Source organism: Rhodococcus sp. NPDC076796, assembly GCF_040702765.1.
Classification (GTDB): Bacteria; Actinomycetota; Actinomycetes; order Mycobacteriales; family Mycobacteriaceae; genus Rhodococcoides.
This window is the reverse complement of sequence record NZ_JBFBMS010000001.1, coordinates 838782-857242: the sequence shown is the minus strand read 5'-3', so window position 1 is coordinate 857242 and position 18461 is coordinate 838782. Positions and strand designations below refer to the sequence as shown.

Annotated in this window: 12 protein-coding genes; 5 read left to right on the top strand and 7 right to left on the bottom strand. The window is 67.6% G+C overall.

Annotated features, from left to right (window positions below):
- Window positions 1-25 precede the first annotated feature (25 nt).
- Together AB0366_RS03920 and AB0366_RS03915 are read left to right on the top strand one after the other, a co-directional pair.
- Window positions 26-682 carry an ammonium transporter gene (locus tag AB0366_RS03920; RefSeq protein ID WP_366242775.1) on the top strand — a complete coding sequence of 219 codons (657 nt, stop codon included), beginning with the start codon at window positions 26-28 and terminating at the stop codon, window positions 680-682.
- 272 nt (window positions 683-954) lie between these two features.
- Window positions 955-2040, top strand: coding sequence for a GNAT family N-acetyltransferase (locus AB0366_RS03915; protein ID WP_366242774.1), 1086 nt, complete (start codon window positions 955-957; stop codon window positions 2038-2040).
- Here AB0366_RS03915 and AB0366_RS03910 read toward each other — a convergent pair.
- The 6 genes from AB0366_RS03910 to AB0366_RS03885 all read right to left on the bottom strand — a co-directional run bounded on the left by AB0366_RS03910 (window position 2037) and on the right by AB0366_RS03885 (window position 11747).
- Window positions 2037-3146: a S1 family peptidase gene (locus AB0366_RS03910; RefSeq protein ID WP_366242773.1), complete on the bottom strand. Its 1110-nt coding sequence runs from the start codon at window positions 3144-3146 to the stop codon at window positions 2037-2039. The genes AB0366_RS03915 and AB0366_RS03910 overlap by 4 nt on opposite strands.
- A gap of 89 nt (window positions 3147-3235) precedes the next feature.
- Window positions 3236-4534: a S1 family peptidase gene (locus AB0366_RS03905; RefSeq protein WP_366242772.1), complete on the bottom strand. Its 1299-nt coding sequence runs from the start codon at window positions 4532-4534 to the stop codon at window positions 3236-3238.
- Window positions 4535-4609: 75 nt separating this feature from the next.
- Window positions 4610-6265, bottom strand: coding sequence for an Hsp70 family protein (locus tag AB0366_RS03900; protein WP_366242771.1), 1656 nt, complete (start codon window positions 6263-6265; stop codon window positions 4610-4612).
- Window positions 6262-7416 carry a hypothetical protein gene (locus AB0366_RS03895; RefSeq protein WP_366242770.1) on the bottom strand — a complete coding sequence of 385 codons (1155 nt, stop codon included), beginning with the start codon at window positions 7414-7416 and terminating at the stop codon, window positions 6262-6264. The genes AB0366_RS03900 and AB0366_RS03895 overlap by 4 nt, the downstream gene beginning before the upstream one ends.
- A gap of 43 nt (window positions 7417-7459) precedes the next feature.
- Window positions 7460-9970, bottom strand: coding sequence for a helix-turn-helix transcriptional regulator (locus AB0366_RS03890; RefSeq protein ID WP_366242769.1), 2511 nt, complete (start codon window positions 9968-9970; stop codon window positions 7460-7462).
- A gap of 7 nt (window positions 9971-9977) precedes the next feature.
- Window positions 9978-11747 (bottom strand): Hsp70 family protein, encoded by a 1770-nt coding sequence (locus tag AB0366_RS03885; protein ID WP_366242768.1) that lies wholly within the window; start codon window positions 11745-11747, stop codon window positions 9978-9980.
- A 261-nt stretch (window positions 11748-12008) separates the two neighbouring features.
- Between AB0366_RS03885 and AB0366_RS03880 the strand changes: the two genes are divergently transcribed.
- From AB0366_RS03880 to AB0366_RS03870, 3 genes are all read left to right on the top strand, one after another.
- Window positions 12009-14492 (top strand): IniB N-terminal domain-containing protein, encoded by a 2484-nt coding sequence (locus tag AB0366_RS03880; RefSeq protein ID WP_366242767.1) that lies wholly within the window; start codon window positions 12009-12011, stop codon window positions 14490-14492.
- Between the two features lie 148 nt (window positions 14493-14640).
- Window positions 14641-16449, top strand: coding sequence for a dynamin family protein (locus AB0366_RS03875; RefSeq protein ID WP_366242766.1), 1809 nt, complete (start codon window positions 14641-14643; stop codon window positions 16447-16449).
- Window positions 16446-17906 carry a dynamin family protein gene (locus AB0366_RS03870; RefSeq protein ID WP_366242765.1) on the top strand — a complete coding sequence of 487 codons (1461 nt, stop codon included), beginning with the start codon at window positions 16446-16448 and terminating at the stop codon, window positions 17904-17906. Before AB0366_RS03875 ends, AB0366_RS03870 begins: the two co-directional genes overlap by 4 nt.
- Here AB0366_RS03870 and AB0366_RS03865 read toward each other — a convergent pair.
- The gene (locus tag AB0366_RS03865) at window positions 17895-18455 is read right to left on the bottom strand and encodes a hypothetical protein (RefSeq protein WP_366242764.1); all 561 of its coding nucleotides are present in this window, start codon (window positions 18453-18455) and stop codon (window positions 17895-17897) included. The genes AB0366_RS03870 and AB0366_RS03865 overlap by 12 nt on opposite strands.
- Window positions 18456-18461 lie beyond the last annotated feature (6 nt).

The window sequence follows — 18461 nt, the reverse complement described above, 5'->3', positions numbered from 1 at the left end:
GCACAGAAACGGAACTGAACTCCACATGAAACTCAGCAAACTGGTCGTCACGTCGGCCCTCGTCGCAGTCGCGATGGGCCTGGCCAGCGGAACCGCATACGCACAGCCCACCGATGAGACGGCCCCCGGTGACACCAACTACACCGTCGATCTCGAAGATCGCACGATCGTCACCACCATCGACGCAGGCGTCTTCAAGGTCGCCGACGACGGCAAGACGGTCGACGTCCTCGACGCTGCCGACAACACCCTCGTGACGCTTCCGCTCTCGTTCAACCTGGGCGGACTCAACTTCCCGTACGAGCAGAACGTCGACGACAACGGCAAGACCCTGCGTCTGGTTCCGAACCTCGACTTCACGAAGGCATCGGCCAACTCGCGCAGCATCGGCGCAACGACCGTCGCTTCGCCCGAGGAGAACCTCAAGGCGCAGCAGAACTTCGCCTCGCAGCTCGGCATCGCGACCGCGATCGGTGGCTTCACCGGTACCGCGATCGGTGCTGTTGTCGGTGGACTCGGCTTCCTCGGCGGACCCGTCGGATTGGCGTCGGTACCTCTCGGTGCAACGGTCGGCGGCATCGCGGGCACGATCATCGCCGGTGGCCCGACTCTGGTCGTTGCCGGAATCGATCTGATCAACACACTGAACGCGGCACCCGGCACCACGGTCTGGGCCAACTAGCCTTCAGCTTCTATACCAAGCAGGGCCCGCACTCTCGACGAGAGTGCGGGCCCTGCTTCGTTCGATGCGCCGGTTCCGCGTGTCGTCGAGGTGATCGCACAGGAATTGTGTAGTGCAGCAGGGCTTCGCGTAGGCCGAGGCGGCGTCGACAGTCGAATGCCATCAGCCGAGCGAATCGACGAAAACAAGTCTTATGCGGAGTTATGCGTTTTAAGTAAACCGACCGTAAAGTAAAACCCATGAAAACCGACTGTGAACCCCTTTGTGGGGGCATGGACACAAGGCTCACCGACGAGCTAAGCGATGAGTGGGATGCGTTGGCGGAACGGGTCGGCACGGTCTTCTCCTCCCGTCCCGGTTACGCACTGAATGCCCCACGGCCGGCGGGAAGTGAGCTCGCCTTCGTGCATGTACGTCGAGGTGGGCGTCTGGTGGCACTGGCACCGATGTTCGTCACGCGAGTGGGTCCGGTGAAGGTGGCGAAGATTCTCGGGACCGGGCAGGGCGTCCCGACCGAATTGCTCAGTGAGGACGACGCGTCGTCTCGCGTTCTCTGGGATTCGATCGACGATTACGGTCTGATCTACTATGCGGACTCGATGATCGACAACCGAACTGCCATCGAGGCGCTCGGTGCGCACCCGCGGTGGCGTTCGGACTCGCTCGTGCGGGAGCGAGTTCCGGTTATCGACGTACCGCCGGGCAGTACCGCACGCGATGTGCGTGGGCACAAATCACTGAAGCGGCTCGAGAAGTACAGACGTCAGGCCGAGCGGTCCGGGAGTCCCCTGGTGGTGGAAACCATCCGCGATGCCGAGCACCTCGAGCTGCGTTGGGCGGACATTTCCAGGTTGGCTGCCGCGTCGACGCGTCACACCGATCGCACCGACTACCTCGCGGAGAAGTCGCCTGCCGATCCCTCGGCGTCGGCCAAGGCCTTTCTGCTCGGTGAAGCAGCGGCCGGCAGATTGGCTCTTGTAGGAGTGAGCGTCGACGGGCGATGGTGCGCGCACGAGATCTGCATCCGCACAGGATCGCGACTCGAGTCGTGGCTGACGCACCACGATCCTGCAGTTGCGAAGTACCAACCCGGTCATCAGATGGTGGAATGGCTGATTCAGACGCACGACGAACTCGACGTGACCGTGTTGGACCAGGGTGTAGGTGTCAACGACAACAAGAAGGCGTGGTCCACCTCTGGCTACGACGTGTTGGCTGTGGTGGGCGTACCCAGCCGCACGGTCGGCTCGCCGATCTTGGTCGATTTGCTGCTTCGCTGGGAGCTTTCCCCCCGGGTCGCGTACGCGCGGAAGGTCGCCTACGCGGTGCTGTCACGTCTGCGCCCGTCGAACAACTAGGACGTACGGATGGTCAGACCGGGGTTCTCGGCGATGACGTCGTTGATGGGGGTCGCGAACAACTCGGGCCGCTGACCCTGCAGCATGCTGACGACGGTAGCGACCTCGCAGGAGGGCTGATCGCCCACGTTCGAGGCACTGGCGATCCCGACGGCGAGGGTGCCGCTGACAACGGGGCCGCCGCTGTCGCCGCGCAGCGCGCAGATGGAGGTGGAGAAACCACGGTCCAGGACATTGTCACCCAGTACGACGTGCTGGCCCGTGGAAAGAATGGTGCCGCAACTGAATCCGGTTCGGGATCCGGATTTGCAGACCGGAGCGCCCACGATCGGATCGACTGTCCCGGTGACGTGCAGTGGTGCCGCTCCGGGGACTCGGACGGCGTTGCTCTCGAATTCGGCGACGTTGGCATCGTCGATGTCGATCAAGGCGTAATCGTTGCGCGACTGGCTGGTTCGGTAGAAGGTTCCGAATTTCGAGCCCACGAGACTGCCGAACATCGGGTACGCGCCCGTCACTGCCGCCGAACCGGTATCGGTGGTACTCGGATTGCAGTGGCCCGCAGTGATGTTGACCGATCCGTGCGTCGGGTCGACGGCATTGAACCCGAGTGAGCAGCGCTGACCGAGGCCGGCCGGTGTACCCGCGAGAAAGCTGTCGCCGCCCAGATACGAACTCGCACGGATCGGGCCTGCGATCGGTGACAGATCGAACGGGAGCAGGTCCACCAGCGGCTGGACGGCACTGTGCACCGCCGGCGGGAGCACGATGCCGGATGCGTCGATCCCGAAACCGCTGGCCGACGCGGCGTCGGCCACGTCGGCGTGGGTCGGTCCGTCCGCCACCGCGACGACTGGCCGTCCGTCCGCATCCAGCCACGCACTCGTGACCCCGTCGGAACCTACGGTGTCGGTGAACTCGGCCAGCCGGCGCGCCGCGTCCGCCCGGTCGAGAAATTGCTGCGGAGTCAGCCCGAGGTCGCGGGCCACGGCGTCGGCGAGCGCGGGAGGCAATAGTGGGTCTGCGCTCGCGGTCGGTGCGAACACCGCCATCGTCGCCAGAAGCGGAACTGCGACGATCGACAGCCGGAAAGCACGGCGACGCATAGAAACCTCTCCCCCGGGCATCTGAAGATGTGATGCCGTTCACCCTGACGTACGACTATAGGCGGTGAACGGCTCCCGAAGTACCCGACTCAGTCGGTTCGCAGCGTGGCTCCGGTTGCGCGGGTGACCTGATCGATGGGAATGCCCAGGCTGGCAGTGCCGCCGTACTGCGCCAGCGCGAGGTTCGCTTCGTTGCAGTCGGGTGCGCCGCCGCTGTTGGATCCGCTGGTGATGCCGAGCGCGAGCGTTCCGGTCACGATGGCACCGCCGCTGTCGCCGGCGAGAGTGCATGCGGTGCTGGCGAATCCGCGCACGGTGCGGGAGGTGCCATCCTCCATGTAGAGCTGTGTCTCGACGCGATCGGCCGCAACCACTCCACAAGTGAACGACGACGACTGACCGGACTTGCAGACCGGCGCTCCGATGACCGGTGCCGCGGTTCCGGTGACGGTGACGGTGCTGCCGTTCGCTCCACGGACAGTGGGGCGGTCGAGTCCGGATGCGATCCCGGTGTCGTTCAGGGCGATCACCGACCAGTCGAGGCCGTCCTCCGCGCCCAGGCTGGACCGGTCGAACGACCCGATCTGCGTGCTGCGCGAGATGTCGGCCGGATCGGGAAGGTAAACCGGTGCGCCGCCGGATCCGGTGGCCTTGTTGGGATTGCAATGGCCTGCAGTGAGATTGACGGCGGCACCGGAGGAGTCGACGGCGTTGAAGCCGAACGAGCAGATACTGATGTCGGTGGCCGGAGCGTCGGCGATGGGTCCCGAGGTGGTGACATAGGTGTCGCCGCCCATCGGAGTCGGGTCGACCGGCTTGTTTCCGCCGGGGGAGAGGATGACCTTGATGTTCGCCAGCAGGGTCGGCAGATTCAGTGCGCTACCGATCGGGCTGTTCGCCAGGTCGATGACGATCTGATTGTCGATGAAGTCGATTGCGGTTCCGTTGATCTGCTCGGAGATCTCGCGGGGGAGGCCTGCGATCCAACTGTTGAGGTCTGCCAGCGACTTCTCGAGTCCGTCGGCCGACACGGGCGACTGCGCGGTGGCGTATCCGTCCTTGGCGACGGCCTGCGCCGCAGCAGGCGAGGTGACGGCGACGACGGCATTGCCGTCGGGTCCGATCCAGGCACCGGCGAAATCTGCGGGACGGCTGGCGCGGAAGTCCGATGCGTATGCAGACAGTTCCTGCGCGCGGGCGGCACGATCGAGGTATTCCTGCGGGGAGATCTTCAGATCTCGCTGCACGGCTTCGACGAGCTCGCGGGGAAGCTGATCGGCGGGTGATTGGACGACGGGGTCCGCTGCTGCTGTCCCGGAGAACGAAGCAAGAAGAACAAAAGCCGTCGAACACAGCACTGCGGCACGCAGCGCCCCGGTGTTACGCATGAAATCCCTTCATCGGGTGCTTGGCATCAGCGACCCACCATATGGCATCAGGCGCAGAATCCGTGTTCGCGCAGCTCAGGGCTCAGTGACCGGTTCGGTCGTGGTTGTCACCGGAGCTGAGGTCGTGGTGGTGGTCGTAGCCGTGGTCGTGGTTGCGACGGGGGTGGTCGTCACCGGAGTCGTGGTGACCACAGGCGTCGTGGTGGGCACCACGGGTGGAGGGGCAGGCACCGGTGCGGGCGGCGGAACAGGCAGGGGAGCGGGCTCGGGTGCGATGTTCGGCTCGTTCGGCGTCTGTTCGACGACCTCGGGAACGAAGACGGGTTCGACGGGGGTGGCGGTGGTGGTCGAGGGTGCGCGCGTCGAGGTGACGATCGGCGAGCCTGCATCGGTGACGGTCGGAGGTGTCGCGGCGGGAGCGTCACCGAACACTCCGCTCAGTGCTGCGATCGCGAGGACGATGACCACGCCTGCCGCTGCGCCTGCGACGATGGTGGCGATCGTCCGCGAACGTTCGCTGCGTTCCTTCTTCGTCCCTACCGATCCAGCGGCAACGGCTGCAACGACGGGTGCGTAACCGGTGTTCGACGCGTTCTCGTCGACCGGAACGATCGGCTCGGATCGAAATTCGGAATGGTCGAACACCGGAGCGACCGCGGGAATTGCCTCGGAGAACGCGAGGGACGGCTCGGGTGCGACGACCGGGATGGCGTCGGTGTCGAGGGACTCCGTGCCGTCGTTGCGGGTGACGACCGGCGCGGCCCCGGTCACCAGAGAGTTGCCGTCGACGTCCTCGACCTCGGCGAGCAGCAGTGCGCCGCGGGTCGCAGCGAGCGGCTCGACGAGCACTCGGCCCGACGAGCGTTCGCCGATGTCGGTCGCTATCGACGGGAGTGCAGCGCTGCCGCCGGTGAGTATCACGGTGCCGGTCCCTGGCACGTGGAGCCGGCCGAGCAACGGCGTGACGAGGTCTGCGAACTCGGCTCGTGTCACGGTCGTGGACTGCGAGACACCGGGGAGGTCGACCGAGATCGTGGCGACGTCGGCCGTGCTCAGGGTCTGCTTGGCCGCCTCGCACGAGGCGACGACGCTCGCGAGGGCCGCCAGGACTGCCGCGTCGGACAGGTCGATGTGCTCGCGATTGGTCACCACGTGATCGAAGAGTGCGTCCGTGAAGGCGTCGCCGCCGACGTCGGTGCTGCGCGCCGTCCCACCTCCGGGATAGGTGGAGATGTCGGTGCCGGTGGCTCCGATATCGACCACCGTGACCGCCGCTCCCGGGCTCGGCTGCGCGAACGCGCTGGCCGCTTTGGCGTCGGGCACCAGGGCGACATCGGTGAGGCCGGTGTGATCGAGGGCGTCACGCAGCAGGGCGACGGCGGCGCGGGTCCACCGCGTCGGGTACGTCATGGTCGTGACAGGCAGGTCACCGGACACGCCGGCCTTGGCAGACACCATCGTGACGAGGCAGTTGGCGGCGTTGGCCATCAAGTCCTCGGCGCGGTAAGCGTCGGCGTCGGGCTCGAGATCCTCCTGCTGACCGACGAGATCGACGAACCGGGTGAACGGGGCCGTGTCGGCGGGCTCACCGAGGTGGGCTCGGCCGTCCTCGTCGAATCGCAGGGTCGTCGGCAGGACGACGATCGTCGGTTCGTCCTCCACCGATGCGCGGTAGGCCGCGACGGACCTGGTGTTGCCCACGGTGATTCCGAGATGGCCGACACCGCTCATGGAGTTGCCCCTGTCGATCGGTCGTTCGACGCTCGGTCGGCGGGTGTGCCGCCGCGGGCCGCCGGACCCTGCTCGGATGCGGGCTGCTCGGCGTCCTGGTCGGATTCGGGAGTCTCCACGGGCTCGTCGGTGGGCTCCTCGACCGGCAGTTCCGGCTCGACCGGTTCGCCGACGATCGGAGGCTTCTCGGAGTCGGTGTCCTCGGCTGCCTCGATCGCTGGGCGCGTCTCGACGTCGGTCTCGGTCGGCTCGCTCCGCGGGAGGTCGGAGGCTTCGGTCGTGGTCGTCTCTTCCGTCGTGGTCGCCGGCAGCGGAACGACGGGAGCGATCTCGGCGGCCGGCTCCACGATCACGGTGGGGAAGTCTATCGGGCCACCCGCTCCAGAGCCGATCGACGACGTGGGCGGCACCACCTGGGCGTTGTCGATGGTGGGGACTGCGGTGTCGGCGGACGTACCGAGTTGCAGCGCGACGAGTGCGGCACCGACGGTCAACGCGGCGGCGAACGCTGCCGCAGCGAAGAGTGGGCGACGGTCGGCCCTCGTCGGGCCGAGCACCGCGAACCGCTCGGTGACGGCGTCGACGGGGAACTGCGCAGCCAGAATCGCAGCACCGCGTGCGGCGGCGACGGCGGTGTCCTTCTTCTGCAGGGTCTGCAGGACCGATGCGTTCCACGCGGCGAGCGCCTCCGCTTCGGCGACCAGCGAAACGTGGGCGAGCCCGTGCGCGTTCATCGCCGAACGCAGCGCGAATACCTGCTCGGCCGTCCACCGGGCGGGGTAGGTTGCGGCAGCGGCCAGATCACCGGGCCGCAGACCGATGGACGACGCCACCTCGGTGAGCAGGCACAGCAGGGCCATCGACGTCAGTTGCTCGGCGGGGAAAACGGTGCCCTTGCTGCCGGTGACACCCACGCCGTCGGCGAGGGAGTCGAGAAAGTGGGTGTAGGCCTCGGAGTCGTCGTCGGTCGCATCTCCGAGCGAGACGGTGCCGTCGGGATGAGTGTTGAGCACGGTCGAGTGCAGTGACGCCAGATGCAACGACGGTCCGGGCGCAATCGGATGGGACACGGCGGCGACGGCTCGCTCGTCGTCCAGGTAGAGGCCGACATCCGGTGCGCCGACACTCGCACTGCCGGGCTGCTCGGTCATGGGGCTGCTACCTGTTCTCGACTCGGGGAGTTCTGCTCGGTCGTTATGTCGCTCCCGGTCCTCGCACAGTTACAGGGTCGACGCCTGTGCTGGTCGAGGCCCCGTAGCCCATGGCGCGCAGCATCGAGATCAGCTCCGACCGCGACTGGGCACCGAGCCTGCGCCTGATACGGGCCACGTGATGCTCGACGGTCTTCGGGGAGATGTAGAGCCGGCTGCCGACCTCCCGATAGGTGACTCCGAGGACGAGCAGTTCGGCGACCTCGGCCTCGCGTTCGCTCAGCGAGCCCGTCGGCTGCGGCGTCGATCTCGGGCTGTCGCGCTGAGTCGAGCTGGGTTGGCGCAACGATCTGGCGATGTGCAGCAGCGAGGTTGCCGTCGCAGTGTCGGTGACGGTCAGGGCGGCCTCGCTGGCCAATCGGGCTCCGTCCCAGGGCAGTCCGAAGGCGGTGAGTGTGCGCGCGGAATTTTCCACCTCGGTCGCGTCGGGCCTGCCCTGCAACACCCCGAGCCATGCGCGACCGGCAGCGGCGAGTGCGGCGCTGTACGGATGGGTCGGAGCGGCAGCGGCCAGAGCCTTGGCGTGCGGCACCAACGCGTCGGGAGTCTGGGCCACGATCGCCGCCTGAACCTGGTACCAATGCAGCGCCGACGCCCAGACGGGTGGGTCGCCGAGCGCCGCGAGCAGATCGGTGGCCTGCGCCACCAGATGCTCGACGCGGTCCACCTGGCCGAGTCGAGTTGCGGCCAAAAGCAATTCGCCCAGGGGTAGCAGCGCGAACAGGTCAACGGAGTACTCGGCGATCACGTTCTGCGACTGGGTCCATGCCGTGATCAGCGACCCTGCGTCGCCGGACCTGCGAGCCAGGCCCACCCGAATCGCGTGCAGGAAGAACTGATTGCGCACGTGCGACACCGGAATCCGCAGTGCCTCTATCGCGGCACCTGCATCGGCGGTATCTCCCCGCAGCATCGACGCCCAGGCTCCGACGAGGCTCAGCCTGGTGTGCGCCTCGGATCCCGGACGGTGTTCGGGAAGTGCTCGCGCCACGATGGAATCGACGCGGGGCAGGTCGCCGCAGTGCACCGCGTGCAAGGCCGAGACGGCAGCGGCGGTATCCGGGGTGCACGAGCGATCGGAAGTGTTGCCCGTCAACGTCATTGCTCGCATCAGTGCATTTGCGGCAGCGCTCGAGGCTGCTGCGCTCCGCGAATCGATCGACCCGATCACTCCGGTGACAAGCAGACTGCCCGACGCGATGCTCGACGTCGGCGCGAGTGCGGACACGGCAGTGATCGAACGGTCGGCGGCGGCGCGATCACCGGCCGCCGCGGCGGAGAGGGCGGCCCACACGGCGTCGGGTCCGAGCCGGTCCTCGCCGAGCCACGTGAACAACTGCGCACTGCGCGAGGCCATTCCGCGTTGCGCTGCAACCGACGCCGACACGCGCACCGCCGTCCGCAGATCCGTCGCATCGCACCCGGCAGCACCGTCGAGAACCACATCGGCGAATCTCGCAGCCTCGTCCAGATCCCCGGTGGCCGCCGCGACCTCGGACCTTCTCGCAGCCAGCACCACCGCATCGAACCCTGCATCGACCGCCGCGTCGTACAGGGCACCGGCGGCATCGACAGGGGCCGAATCTGCTTGCTGGACAAGTAAGTCGGCGAGACCGGCATGAACGACGCCCCGCTCGGCCAACGCACGGGCCGCGGTGGCGTCGAGCAGGCGGGATCGGGTGGCTACGTCGGTGACGGCCGAGAGCAGGACGCGGCAGCGCCCGTCTCCGATCATCTCGATCAGTGGGGCCTCGGCGGACGCAATCAGCGTGCCCGTGGTGTCGAGCATGCCGGAGCTGCAGGCAAGGTCGACGATCGACTCGACATCGGTCGCGCGCGGCACGATCTGCGCGGCCGATGCAGGGTCGGGTGTGACGCCGAATCGAGCTGCGAGCAGCAGTGCCCGCGTGTCGTCGGTGGTCTCGATCAGCATCCGACGGTGCTGTTCGGCAACGGTTTCGGTGACCACGCGGAGCGGAGCCGGATCGGAACGGTCGCCGCCGAGCGCGCCGAGTGCCGCGTCGACAGCGGCGAGGATTCCGCCGGTCGCCTTGGCAATGGCACCGGCGAGCGACGCGGAGATCGGCCGGGCGGTCGCTGCTGCCCGCGCCGCGATGGCCACCTTGTCCAGCGGAACCAGTGTCAATCGGTTGGAACCGGCGGAGGCGATCAGCTTCTCGATGCGCGAATCGAAACTGCGCGGCGCAGTGGCGACGATCAGGGTGATGTCCGAGCGTGTGGCAGCCGCGGCGATCTCGTCGAGACGCTGCTCCGGCAGCAGGTGCGCATCATCGACGAGAACCGTCGAACCGGACGGCGCGTCGGCGATGGTGCCCGTGTACGCGTCCACCGACGCCGCAACGGACGCGAGAACCGCGGATCGACCGGAGCCGTTCACACCGACGACGATATGGAATCCGTTGGCGTCGAGCGCATCACGGACGAAGCGATCGGCGCGCTCGATGCCGACGAGTTCGGAACGGGTACTGGTCACGGTCGACCTATCGGCCGGTCAGGCCGCCGAGGGCTCCGCCGAGTCCGTCAGTGACTCCTCCTGTTATGCCACCCACCGCCTGCCCGGTCTCACCGACCACGCCGCCCAATCCCCGTCCGACATCGCCGAGGGTGGGGCCCTGATAGCTGGGAACCTGCACGTTCGGTGCCGGGGGAACCTGCACGGCAGGCGGCTGGTAGTTGGGAACAGTCGGAGCAGTGACCGGTGGGATGGTCGGCACGGTTGCCGCGCCGTTACCCGCGGGTGCCGGGGCCGGGGCCGCAGCGGGCGCTCCCGCGACCGGAGCGCCGGTGGCGGGGTCGATCTGTGTCACCGTGCCGTCGGCGTTGACCACCGTGGTCGGAGCACCCTCGGATCCGGCTGCGGCAGAGCCGTTCTCGCCGGTGGCCGCCGTTGTCGTCGCGGCGTCCGCCACCGCCGCGGTGGTTCCCGGTGTCTCGGTGCTCGAGACAGCGGTCTCCGCATTCGATTCGGCCGGAGTGGTGTTGTCGGAGGTCAATGCCGTCCCCACCGACAGGCCTCCGCCGGCGAGAAGCGCGAGGACGAGAACGGATCCGGCCACGACTCCGGCCTTCTTACGGCCGGACATCCCTGCGTCGGATTCGACGGCGGTGGGCGTCGGTGCGGGCCGGGGAGTGGGGCGAGGCATCGGCGCGGCTGCCGCAGCGGACGCCACGGCCATGGTGGGCACCGCAGCCAGGGCTGCGGCGTTGTCGGCGGCGGTCGCGTCGGCGATATCGCTGCCGAGAATTGCGGCACCGACGGCGACGGTCAGTTCGGGCCGCGGTCCGGCCACCACGGGAGCGCGCAGTTCGGACGACATGAGCTCGGCGACCAGCGGGATGGCCGAACTGCCACCGACGAGGACCACCTGGTCGATGTCGGTGACGTCGAGGCCCGCGGCCGTGACGGCGTCGCGTACCACTCCGATCGACCCCAGCAGTGATGCACGCACCAGTTCTTCGAGCTCGGAGCGCACCAGGCGAACCTCGGTGTGCAGGCCCGGCAGGTCGACCGTCAGTGACGTCGACGTGTCGTAGGAGAGCTGTTCCTTCGCCTCGCCGCAGCGGGCCCGCAGTTCCACCAGCGCGCCGACGGTATCGGGATCGAAAGGATCGAACTCGAAGGACTGGCTTCCCGAAACGGTATCGAGGACGTGCTGCATGATCGCGTGATCGAACTGCGCTCCGCCGAACTCCTGCGAGTGAACTCCGGTGCCGACAGGGCCCGCCTCGGAGCCGGTGCGCATCAGTGTGACGTCGAGTGCAGTCGCACCGAGGTCGTAGACCACGGCCAGGCCGTCGGACTGTGGTCCGCGGGTGACTTCGAGCCACCGCATCGTGGCGACGGACTCCGGGACCAGCGTGACGTCGGTGAGCCCGGCGCGGTCCAACGCTTCACCGAGAACCTCGGCTGTGTACGCCGTCCAGCGGGTGGGATGGGTGACGACGACGGTAGGAGCGGCGTCGGTTCCGGCGGAGACCTCGGCGACGAGGGCGCGGGTAGCGGTGGCGTAGAGATCCTCCGCGCGGTGACTGCGGCCGTCGTCGTCGATCAGTTCCACCGGATCGCCGACGCGGTCGGCGAATCCGCTGATCAGATTCCGCGTCGAACGGTCCCACAGCTCTGCCAGACGCGGGGCTTCGCCCGGACGGAGGTCGAGTGCCGAACGCTTGACCACCGAGGTGACGGGATCGGTGTCCAGTGCAGCCACCGCCATCACCGAACCGATGCGTATGCCGAGCCCTGCGTTCATTGTCGTGTCGCCGCCTTCGTCTCGCCCTGCCGTCGGTACAACTGCCGTCACTCGCACTGTCGGCAGCGGCCACCTATTCGTTACGTCTCACAGCAGGTTAGAGCGCACAACGAGTGAAATCCCCTAAAGCGCCAAGATCCCCTAATCGAAGTCCCCTGGCAACCCCCGGGGGAGTAGGGGGATCGGCCCCGTTGGGCGGGGGCTCTGAAGTGCATAGCTTTGTGATCAACCACGAAGTACCACTCGTCAAGGAGACCCAAGATGGCTACCAACGCCGTACTCGATTTCATCCTCAGCCTGCTGCGCGACGACCAGGCCGCAGCCGCCTACTGCGCAAACCCCGAGATGTCGCTGGCCGCCGCGGGACTCGGCGACGTCACTCATGCCGACATCGTCGCGGTGGCACCCCTGGTCGCCGAGTCGGGTCTGTTTGCCGGCGCGGGCAGCCAGCTCTCGGCCATCCTGGGCGCAGGCGGATCCGCAGGACTCGACGGCGCACTCGCCGGAGGCGCGAGCCTCGGCGGCGGACTGTCGGCCGGACTCGGGCTTGCCGCCGGCGCAGTGGCAGGCGGCGGACTCGCAGCAGGCGGCAGCCTGACCGGCGGCGTCGATGTGACGGGCGAGATCGCAGCTTCTCTCCAGGCAGCACTCGCCGCAGCACTGGCAGTCGGCGGCCAGATCGGTCTGGAGCTCGGCACCGCCTTCGGCGGCGCATTCGACGCCTTGCTCGGCGCAGGCATCGAGGGCGGCCTCGGGCTCGGTGGCGGTCTGGATCTGGACCTCGACGGTCTGCTCGGCGGAACCGTCGGACTCGGCGCTGCGCTGACCGGATTGATCGGAGCAGGCGCAGGCATCGGCGGAGAGATCAGCGGAGACATCGCCGCCCAGCTGCAGGCAGCACTCGACGCCGCCATCGGCGCGACCGGTGCCGTGGACCTCGGCGCACTGGCCGACATCCAGGGTGGCCTGGCCGGCGCTCTCGGTGCGGTCTTCGGAGTCGGCGGAACCGTCGGAGCAGAGCTCGGCGCGGCCCTCGGTGGAGTCTTCGACGCCGCACTCGGTGCCGGAGCCGGACTGGACATCGCGGGTGACCTCGGAGCCGCTCTGACCGCGGGAATCGGCGGCGCACTCGGCGGACTCGGAACCATCGGAGCAGATCTGACCACCGACATCGGAGCCGCGCTGGACGGCGCGCTCGGTGCCGGCGGCGCACTGGTGGGCGATCTGGCCGGCGGAGTCGGCGCGAGCCTGGGTGGTCTCTTCGCGGCAGACGGTGCCATCGCAGGATCCATCGGTTCCGCACTCGGAGCCGTCCTCGACGCCGGTGCGCTCGCTGACCTCGATGTCGACGCTCTGCTGGCTGCGGGCGGCGACCTCGGCGCAGTGGTCGGCGGCGCACTGGGAACAGCGCTCGACCTCGACACCAGCGCAGTCGGCAGCCTCACCGCCGCTCTCGACGCTGCACTCGACGGCACGATCGGAGCAGGCGCGGGCATCGGCGGCGGACTTGCCGGCGGAGTCGCCGGTGGCCTCGAAGGCATCCTTGGAACGGCATTCGGCGTCGGTGGAACAGCCGGAGCCCAGCTCGGTACTGCCCTCGAATCGGTACTCGACACCAGCGCAGCACTCGACCTCGGAGCCGCACTCGGTGCCGGAGCCGACGTCAGCGCCGGACTCGTCGGAGCGATCGACACAGCGGTTGCCGCCGGAGCAGATCTCTCGGGCACCGTCGAAGCAGCACTCGCCGGAGTCGGCGGAGTGGGCGCAGACCTGTCGGGCGGCCTGGCCGGACTCGGTGGACTGGGCGCGGGCCTCACCGGAGGACTCGCGGGCCTCGGAAACGTCGGTGCTGATCTGACCGGTGGTCTGGCTGGTGTCGGAAACGTCGGTGCTGATCTGACCGGTGGTCTGGCTGGTGTCGGAAACGTCGGTGCTGATCTGACCGGTGGACTGGCGGCCGTCGGAAGCGTGGGTGCCGATCTGACCGGTGGCCTGGGAGCCGTCGGAAATGTGGGTGCCGATGTGGCCGGCGGGCTCGCCGGTGTGGGTGATGCAGGTGCGGGCCTGACCGGTGGACTGGCCGGACTCGGCAGCCTCGGCGGCGGCATCGCAGGCGGCGTGGCAGGCGGCGTGGCAGGCGGAGTCGCCGGCGGCGTGGATGCTGCGGCCTCGGCCGGTGCCGGACTCGAAGGAGCCGTGTCCGGTGGCATCAGCACCGGAATCGATGCGGCAGCGTCCGCAGGTGCAGGCCTCGAAGGTGCCGCGGGCGGAGTCGTCGACGCCGGAACCTCGGTGGGCGGAGAGTTCGCCTCCAACGTCGGTGCAGGACTGGACACCGGTGCCTCGATCGGAGGCGACTTCGCGTCCACTGTCGGTGCGGGTTTGGATGCTGGTGCGGACGCTGCGGCTTCCGCGGGCGGCGGGTTTGATTCCGCTGCCGACATCGGTGGCCAGGCCGCGGGCAGCCTCACCGGTGGCCTGCAGTCGGGTGCCGAGGGACTGGCAGACGCCGGCGGCAGCCTTTCCTCCGCGGCGTCGGGATCGTTCGATCACTCCAGCTCGTTCGATTCCACGGCTACCGCGACCGGCACCGGCTGGTCGAGCGTCGACTCGGACGTCTTCGGTCAGGGCGAGACCGAGTCCGATCTGTTCAGCGAGTCGAGCCTGCACGGTTCGGTGGATTCGGCAGCGAACTCTCTCGGCCATGTGACCGTCGACCACGACTTCGACCCCACGCAGCCTTGATCCTGTCGCCTACGGGCGGGCATTGACACGATTCGGCCCCGAGTGTTCACCGACACTCGGGGCCGAGTCGTAGCTAGAGTTCGTTCCTGGGCGGATGTTGAGCCCAGGTACTGCGGAAGTCGAAAAGAACGGTTGTGAGCACGAGCGTATGGACGGGCAATCTACGGAGCTGGCCGAGCTGCTGAGCCGTACCGCGGCGGTGGCGACATCGGCGGGAAGATCCGACCTGGTGGATCGAGTCGAGGCGGCGCGCTCGCGAGTGTTGGATCCACGTCGACGCATCATCGTGGTCGGACCGCTCAAGCAGGGCAAGAGTCAGTTCGTGAATTCGCTGCTGAATCTGACGGTGTGCTCGGTCGGTGACGACGAGACCACCGCCATCCCGACTGTGGTGTCCAATGCCGAGAGTCTTTCCGCGCAGCTCGTACTCGCGGATCCCGGCAACGAGCCCATCCGGGTGGATGTTCCGCCCGAGGAGATCACGACGGTCACCCCGGCCAGTCCGCTGGCCCAGGGCCGTGAAGTGTTGCGTCTGGACATCGGGGTGGCGAGCCCGTTGCTCGCCGACGGCCTGGTGTTGGTCGATACACCCGGGGTAGGCGGGCACACGAATCCCCATGCCGCAGGCACATTGGGTCTCATTCCGTCGGCCGACGCGGTGCTCGTCGTGTCCGACGCCTCCCGCGAATTCACCGAGCCGGAGCTGTCCTTTCTTCGCCAGGTACAGGGACTGTGCCCGGCCGTGGCGGTGCTGATCACCAAGATCGATCTGTATCCGCACTGGCGGCAGATCGTCGAGGCCAATCATGGACACCTGGACCGCGCAGGCATCGACGTCCAGATGTTGCCGGTGTCGTCTCTGCTGCGTTCGCACGCACTGCGTTTGAACGACGAGGAACTCAACGCCGAGTCCGGCTTCCAACAGCTCTACGCGTTTCTGCGTGACGACGTGGTGGCCCGGGCGGATGTGCTGGCACGCTCCTCGGTCTCGCTCGATGTCCGCTCGGTCACCGAACATCTGACGCTCTCGTTCGGCAGCGAGCTTGCGGCACTGAAGGATCCGGAGCGGGCAGCCGCTGCCGTCGCCGGTCTGCAGCGCGCCAAGTCCGCCGCCGAGGAGCTGCACAAGCGTTCGTCGCAGTGGCAGCAGACTCTCGGTGACGGAATCGCCGATCTCGCCTCCGACATCGATCACGATCTGCGCGACCGGTTGCGGCGCGTCACCCGGGAAGCGGAAGAGACCGTCGACGAGGGGGATCCGGGCAATGACTGGCCGCAGCTCGGCGAGTGGCTCGAGGAGCAGATCGCCGCGTCGGTGGGCGACAACTTCGTCTGGGCACACGAACGGGCACTGTGGCTTTCGGAGTTGGTGGCCGAACACTTCGCCTCGTCCGGGGCGGCAGCGCTGCCCGATCTCGATCTCGGCGATCTGGACAACGTCCTCGATCCCGTGTCGTCCCTGGCCGAGCTGGAGTCCGGTCGCGTCGGGATCACCCAGAAGCTTCTCGTGGGAATGCGCGGGTCCTACGGCGGTGTGCTGATGTTCGGTCTGATGACCACGTTCGTGGGGCTGAGCCTGCTCAATCCGATCTCCATCGGCGCGGGAGTGTTGCTCGGTACCAAGGCGTACAAGGAGGACAAGGAGAATCGGATCAAGGCACGCCGGTCCGAGGCCAAGATGGCGATCCGCCGTTTCACCGACGACGTCAGTTTTCAGGTGGGCAAGGAGTCCAAGGACCGACTGCGGCAGATCCAGCGCGTCCTGCGTGATCACTTCACCTCGATCGCCGAGCAGACGCTGCGTTCGCTCAACGAGTCGCTTCGCTCCGCGCAGGAGGCTGCGGCCGCCGACAACACGGACCGCACCGCTCGCATCGCTGCGCTGGAGAACGAGATGCGGGTGGTGGCCGAACTGAACTCTCGGGCAGTGGCACTCGTCAAGGACGCCGCGGTATGAGTGTGGCGGCTCTGGCCCGGGCACGCGACCTCATCTCGGCGGCACGATCGACGTACTCCGGTGATGCCGAAGCGTCCTGGATGCTCGACGAATGCCTGTACCGTCTGGACGAGCCGCTGCGGGTGGCACTCGCGGGATCGCTCAAGGCAGGCAAGTCCACCCTGCTCAATTCTCTTGTGGGCCAGGATATTGCCCCGACCGACGCGACGGAGTGCACGAAAGTCGTCACGTGGTACCGCAACGGCGTCGCTCCCGCCGTCACGGCCTGGTACGACGGCGACCGGGCCGCGAACGTGCCGGTGCAACGGCGCGACGGGCGATTGACCTTCGACCTCGGGTCGTTGACGGCCGCGCAGGTCGATCGACTCGACGTCGAATGGCCCGCAAGCGCTTTGGCGCAGACGACGATCATCGACACCCCCGGTACCTCGTCTCTCTCGCGAGACGTGTCGGCGCGTACGTTGGCGATGCTCACGCCCGAGAACTCGTCCTCGGGCGCAGACGCCGTCGTGTATCTGCTGCGCACCCTCAATGCCACGGACGTGTCGTTCCTCGGGCAGATCGGCGCACATGTGGGCGGCGATTCGGGGCCGCTCGGCGTGATCGGTGTCGTTTCGCGGGCCGACGAGGTGGGTTCGGGGCGGATGGACGCGATGATGTCGGCCAAGGAAGTCGCTGCGCGATTCGCGTCCGAACTCGAGGCCACCGGCCTGTGCCAGGCGGTGGTTCCGGTCGCTGGATTGTTGGCGCTCGGCGCTGAAACGTTGCGGCAGAACGAGTTCGCAGCGTTCGAGATGCTCGCTACCGTGCCGACCGAGGATCTGCAGTTGGCGATGCTCTCGGCCGATCGGTTCGTACGCGCGGAGAGCACGCTGCCGGTCGACGCATCGCTGCGGGCCAGCATCGTCGACCGTTTCGGGCTGTTCGGCATTCGGATGGCAGTGACGTTGATTCGGCTCGGGGTGCGCGATTCGCCTACGCTGGCTGCCGATCTGGTCGAGCGCAGCGGGCTGACCGAACTTCGGTCGGTGATCGACGTGCAATTCGGTCAGCGCGCCGACCAACTGAAGTTGCATTCGGCTCTGGTTGCCCTGCAACGGATCCTGGAGTTCAGGCCGGAATCTCGCGCGCTGCGCACCGAGGCCGGTCGAATGCTCGCCGACGTGCACGGTTTTGCCGAACTGCGTCTGCTCGGCCGATTGCGCTCCACCACACCGAAACTGCCCGACGGCGCGCTGCTCGAGCTGCAGCGCATCATCGGCGGCTTCGGTATCGCCGCCACCGAACGTCTCGATCTGCCTCCCGATGCCGGACGCGCTCAGCAGCGCGACACCGCGCTGGCGGCCGTGCACAAGTGGCGAGCACTGTCCGAGCATCCACTGCTGGACCGGTTCACCTCGACCTCGTGCGCCACGGCGGCCCGCAGCGCCGAAGGGATACTCGCCTCACTGGCGTGAGGATCCTCGGGGTATGAGGGCCACGATCGTGGCGGCCGCAGCAGTGCCCGCCACGACGAACGGCCCCCACTGCAGGACGCCGCCGAGCAATGCGGGAGCGTCGGAGACGAACGTCGAGAACGTGACTGCCGCTCCGATGGTCAGGAGTCCGACCGCTCCCATCAAGACCTTGGACGACATCGCCGCGTTGCGCAGTAGATTCAGAGCGACGAATCCCAGCAGCACGAGCACTGCCGCTGCAGCACCACTTGACATCAGTGTGGCCGAAGCGGTGTTGCGGACGTCGGCGGCACTGGCCGTTGAATCCTGTTGTGACACTGCAGTTTCGACGCCGGAGAGTACCGAATCCCAGTTCAGGGCGACGGCGGCGGCCAACGCCAGGATGAGTGCCGCTGTCAGTGCCCACAGGACACTCGCGACCTTCGGCAGGACCGAGGAAGTGGGCTCCTGCCGTGGCCGCAGCGGTTCGACGGCGACATCGGGCCGCGGTGGTTGCGGACGGGGAGGCCGAGGCTTCCGCGATGTCGGGTCGTTCTGCTCATCGGCCACGCGCAG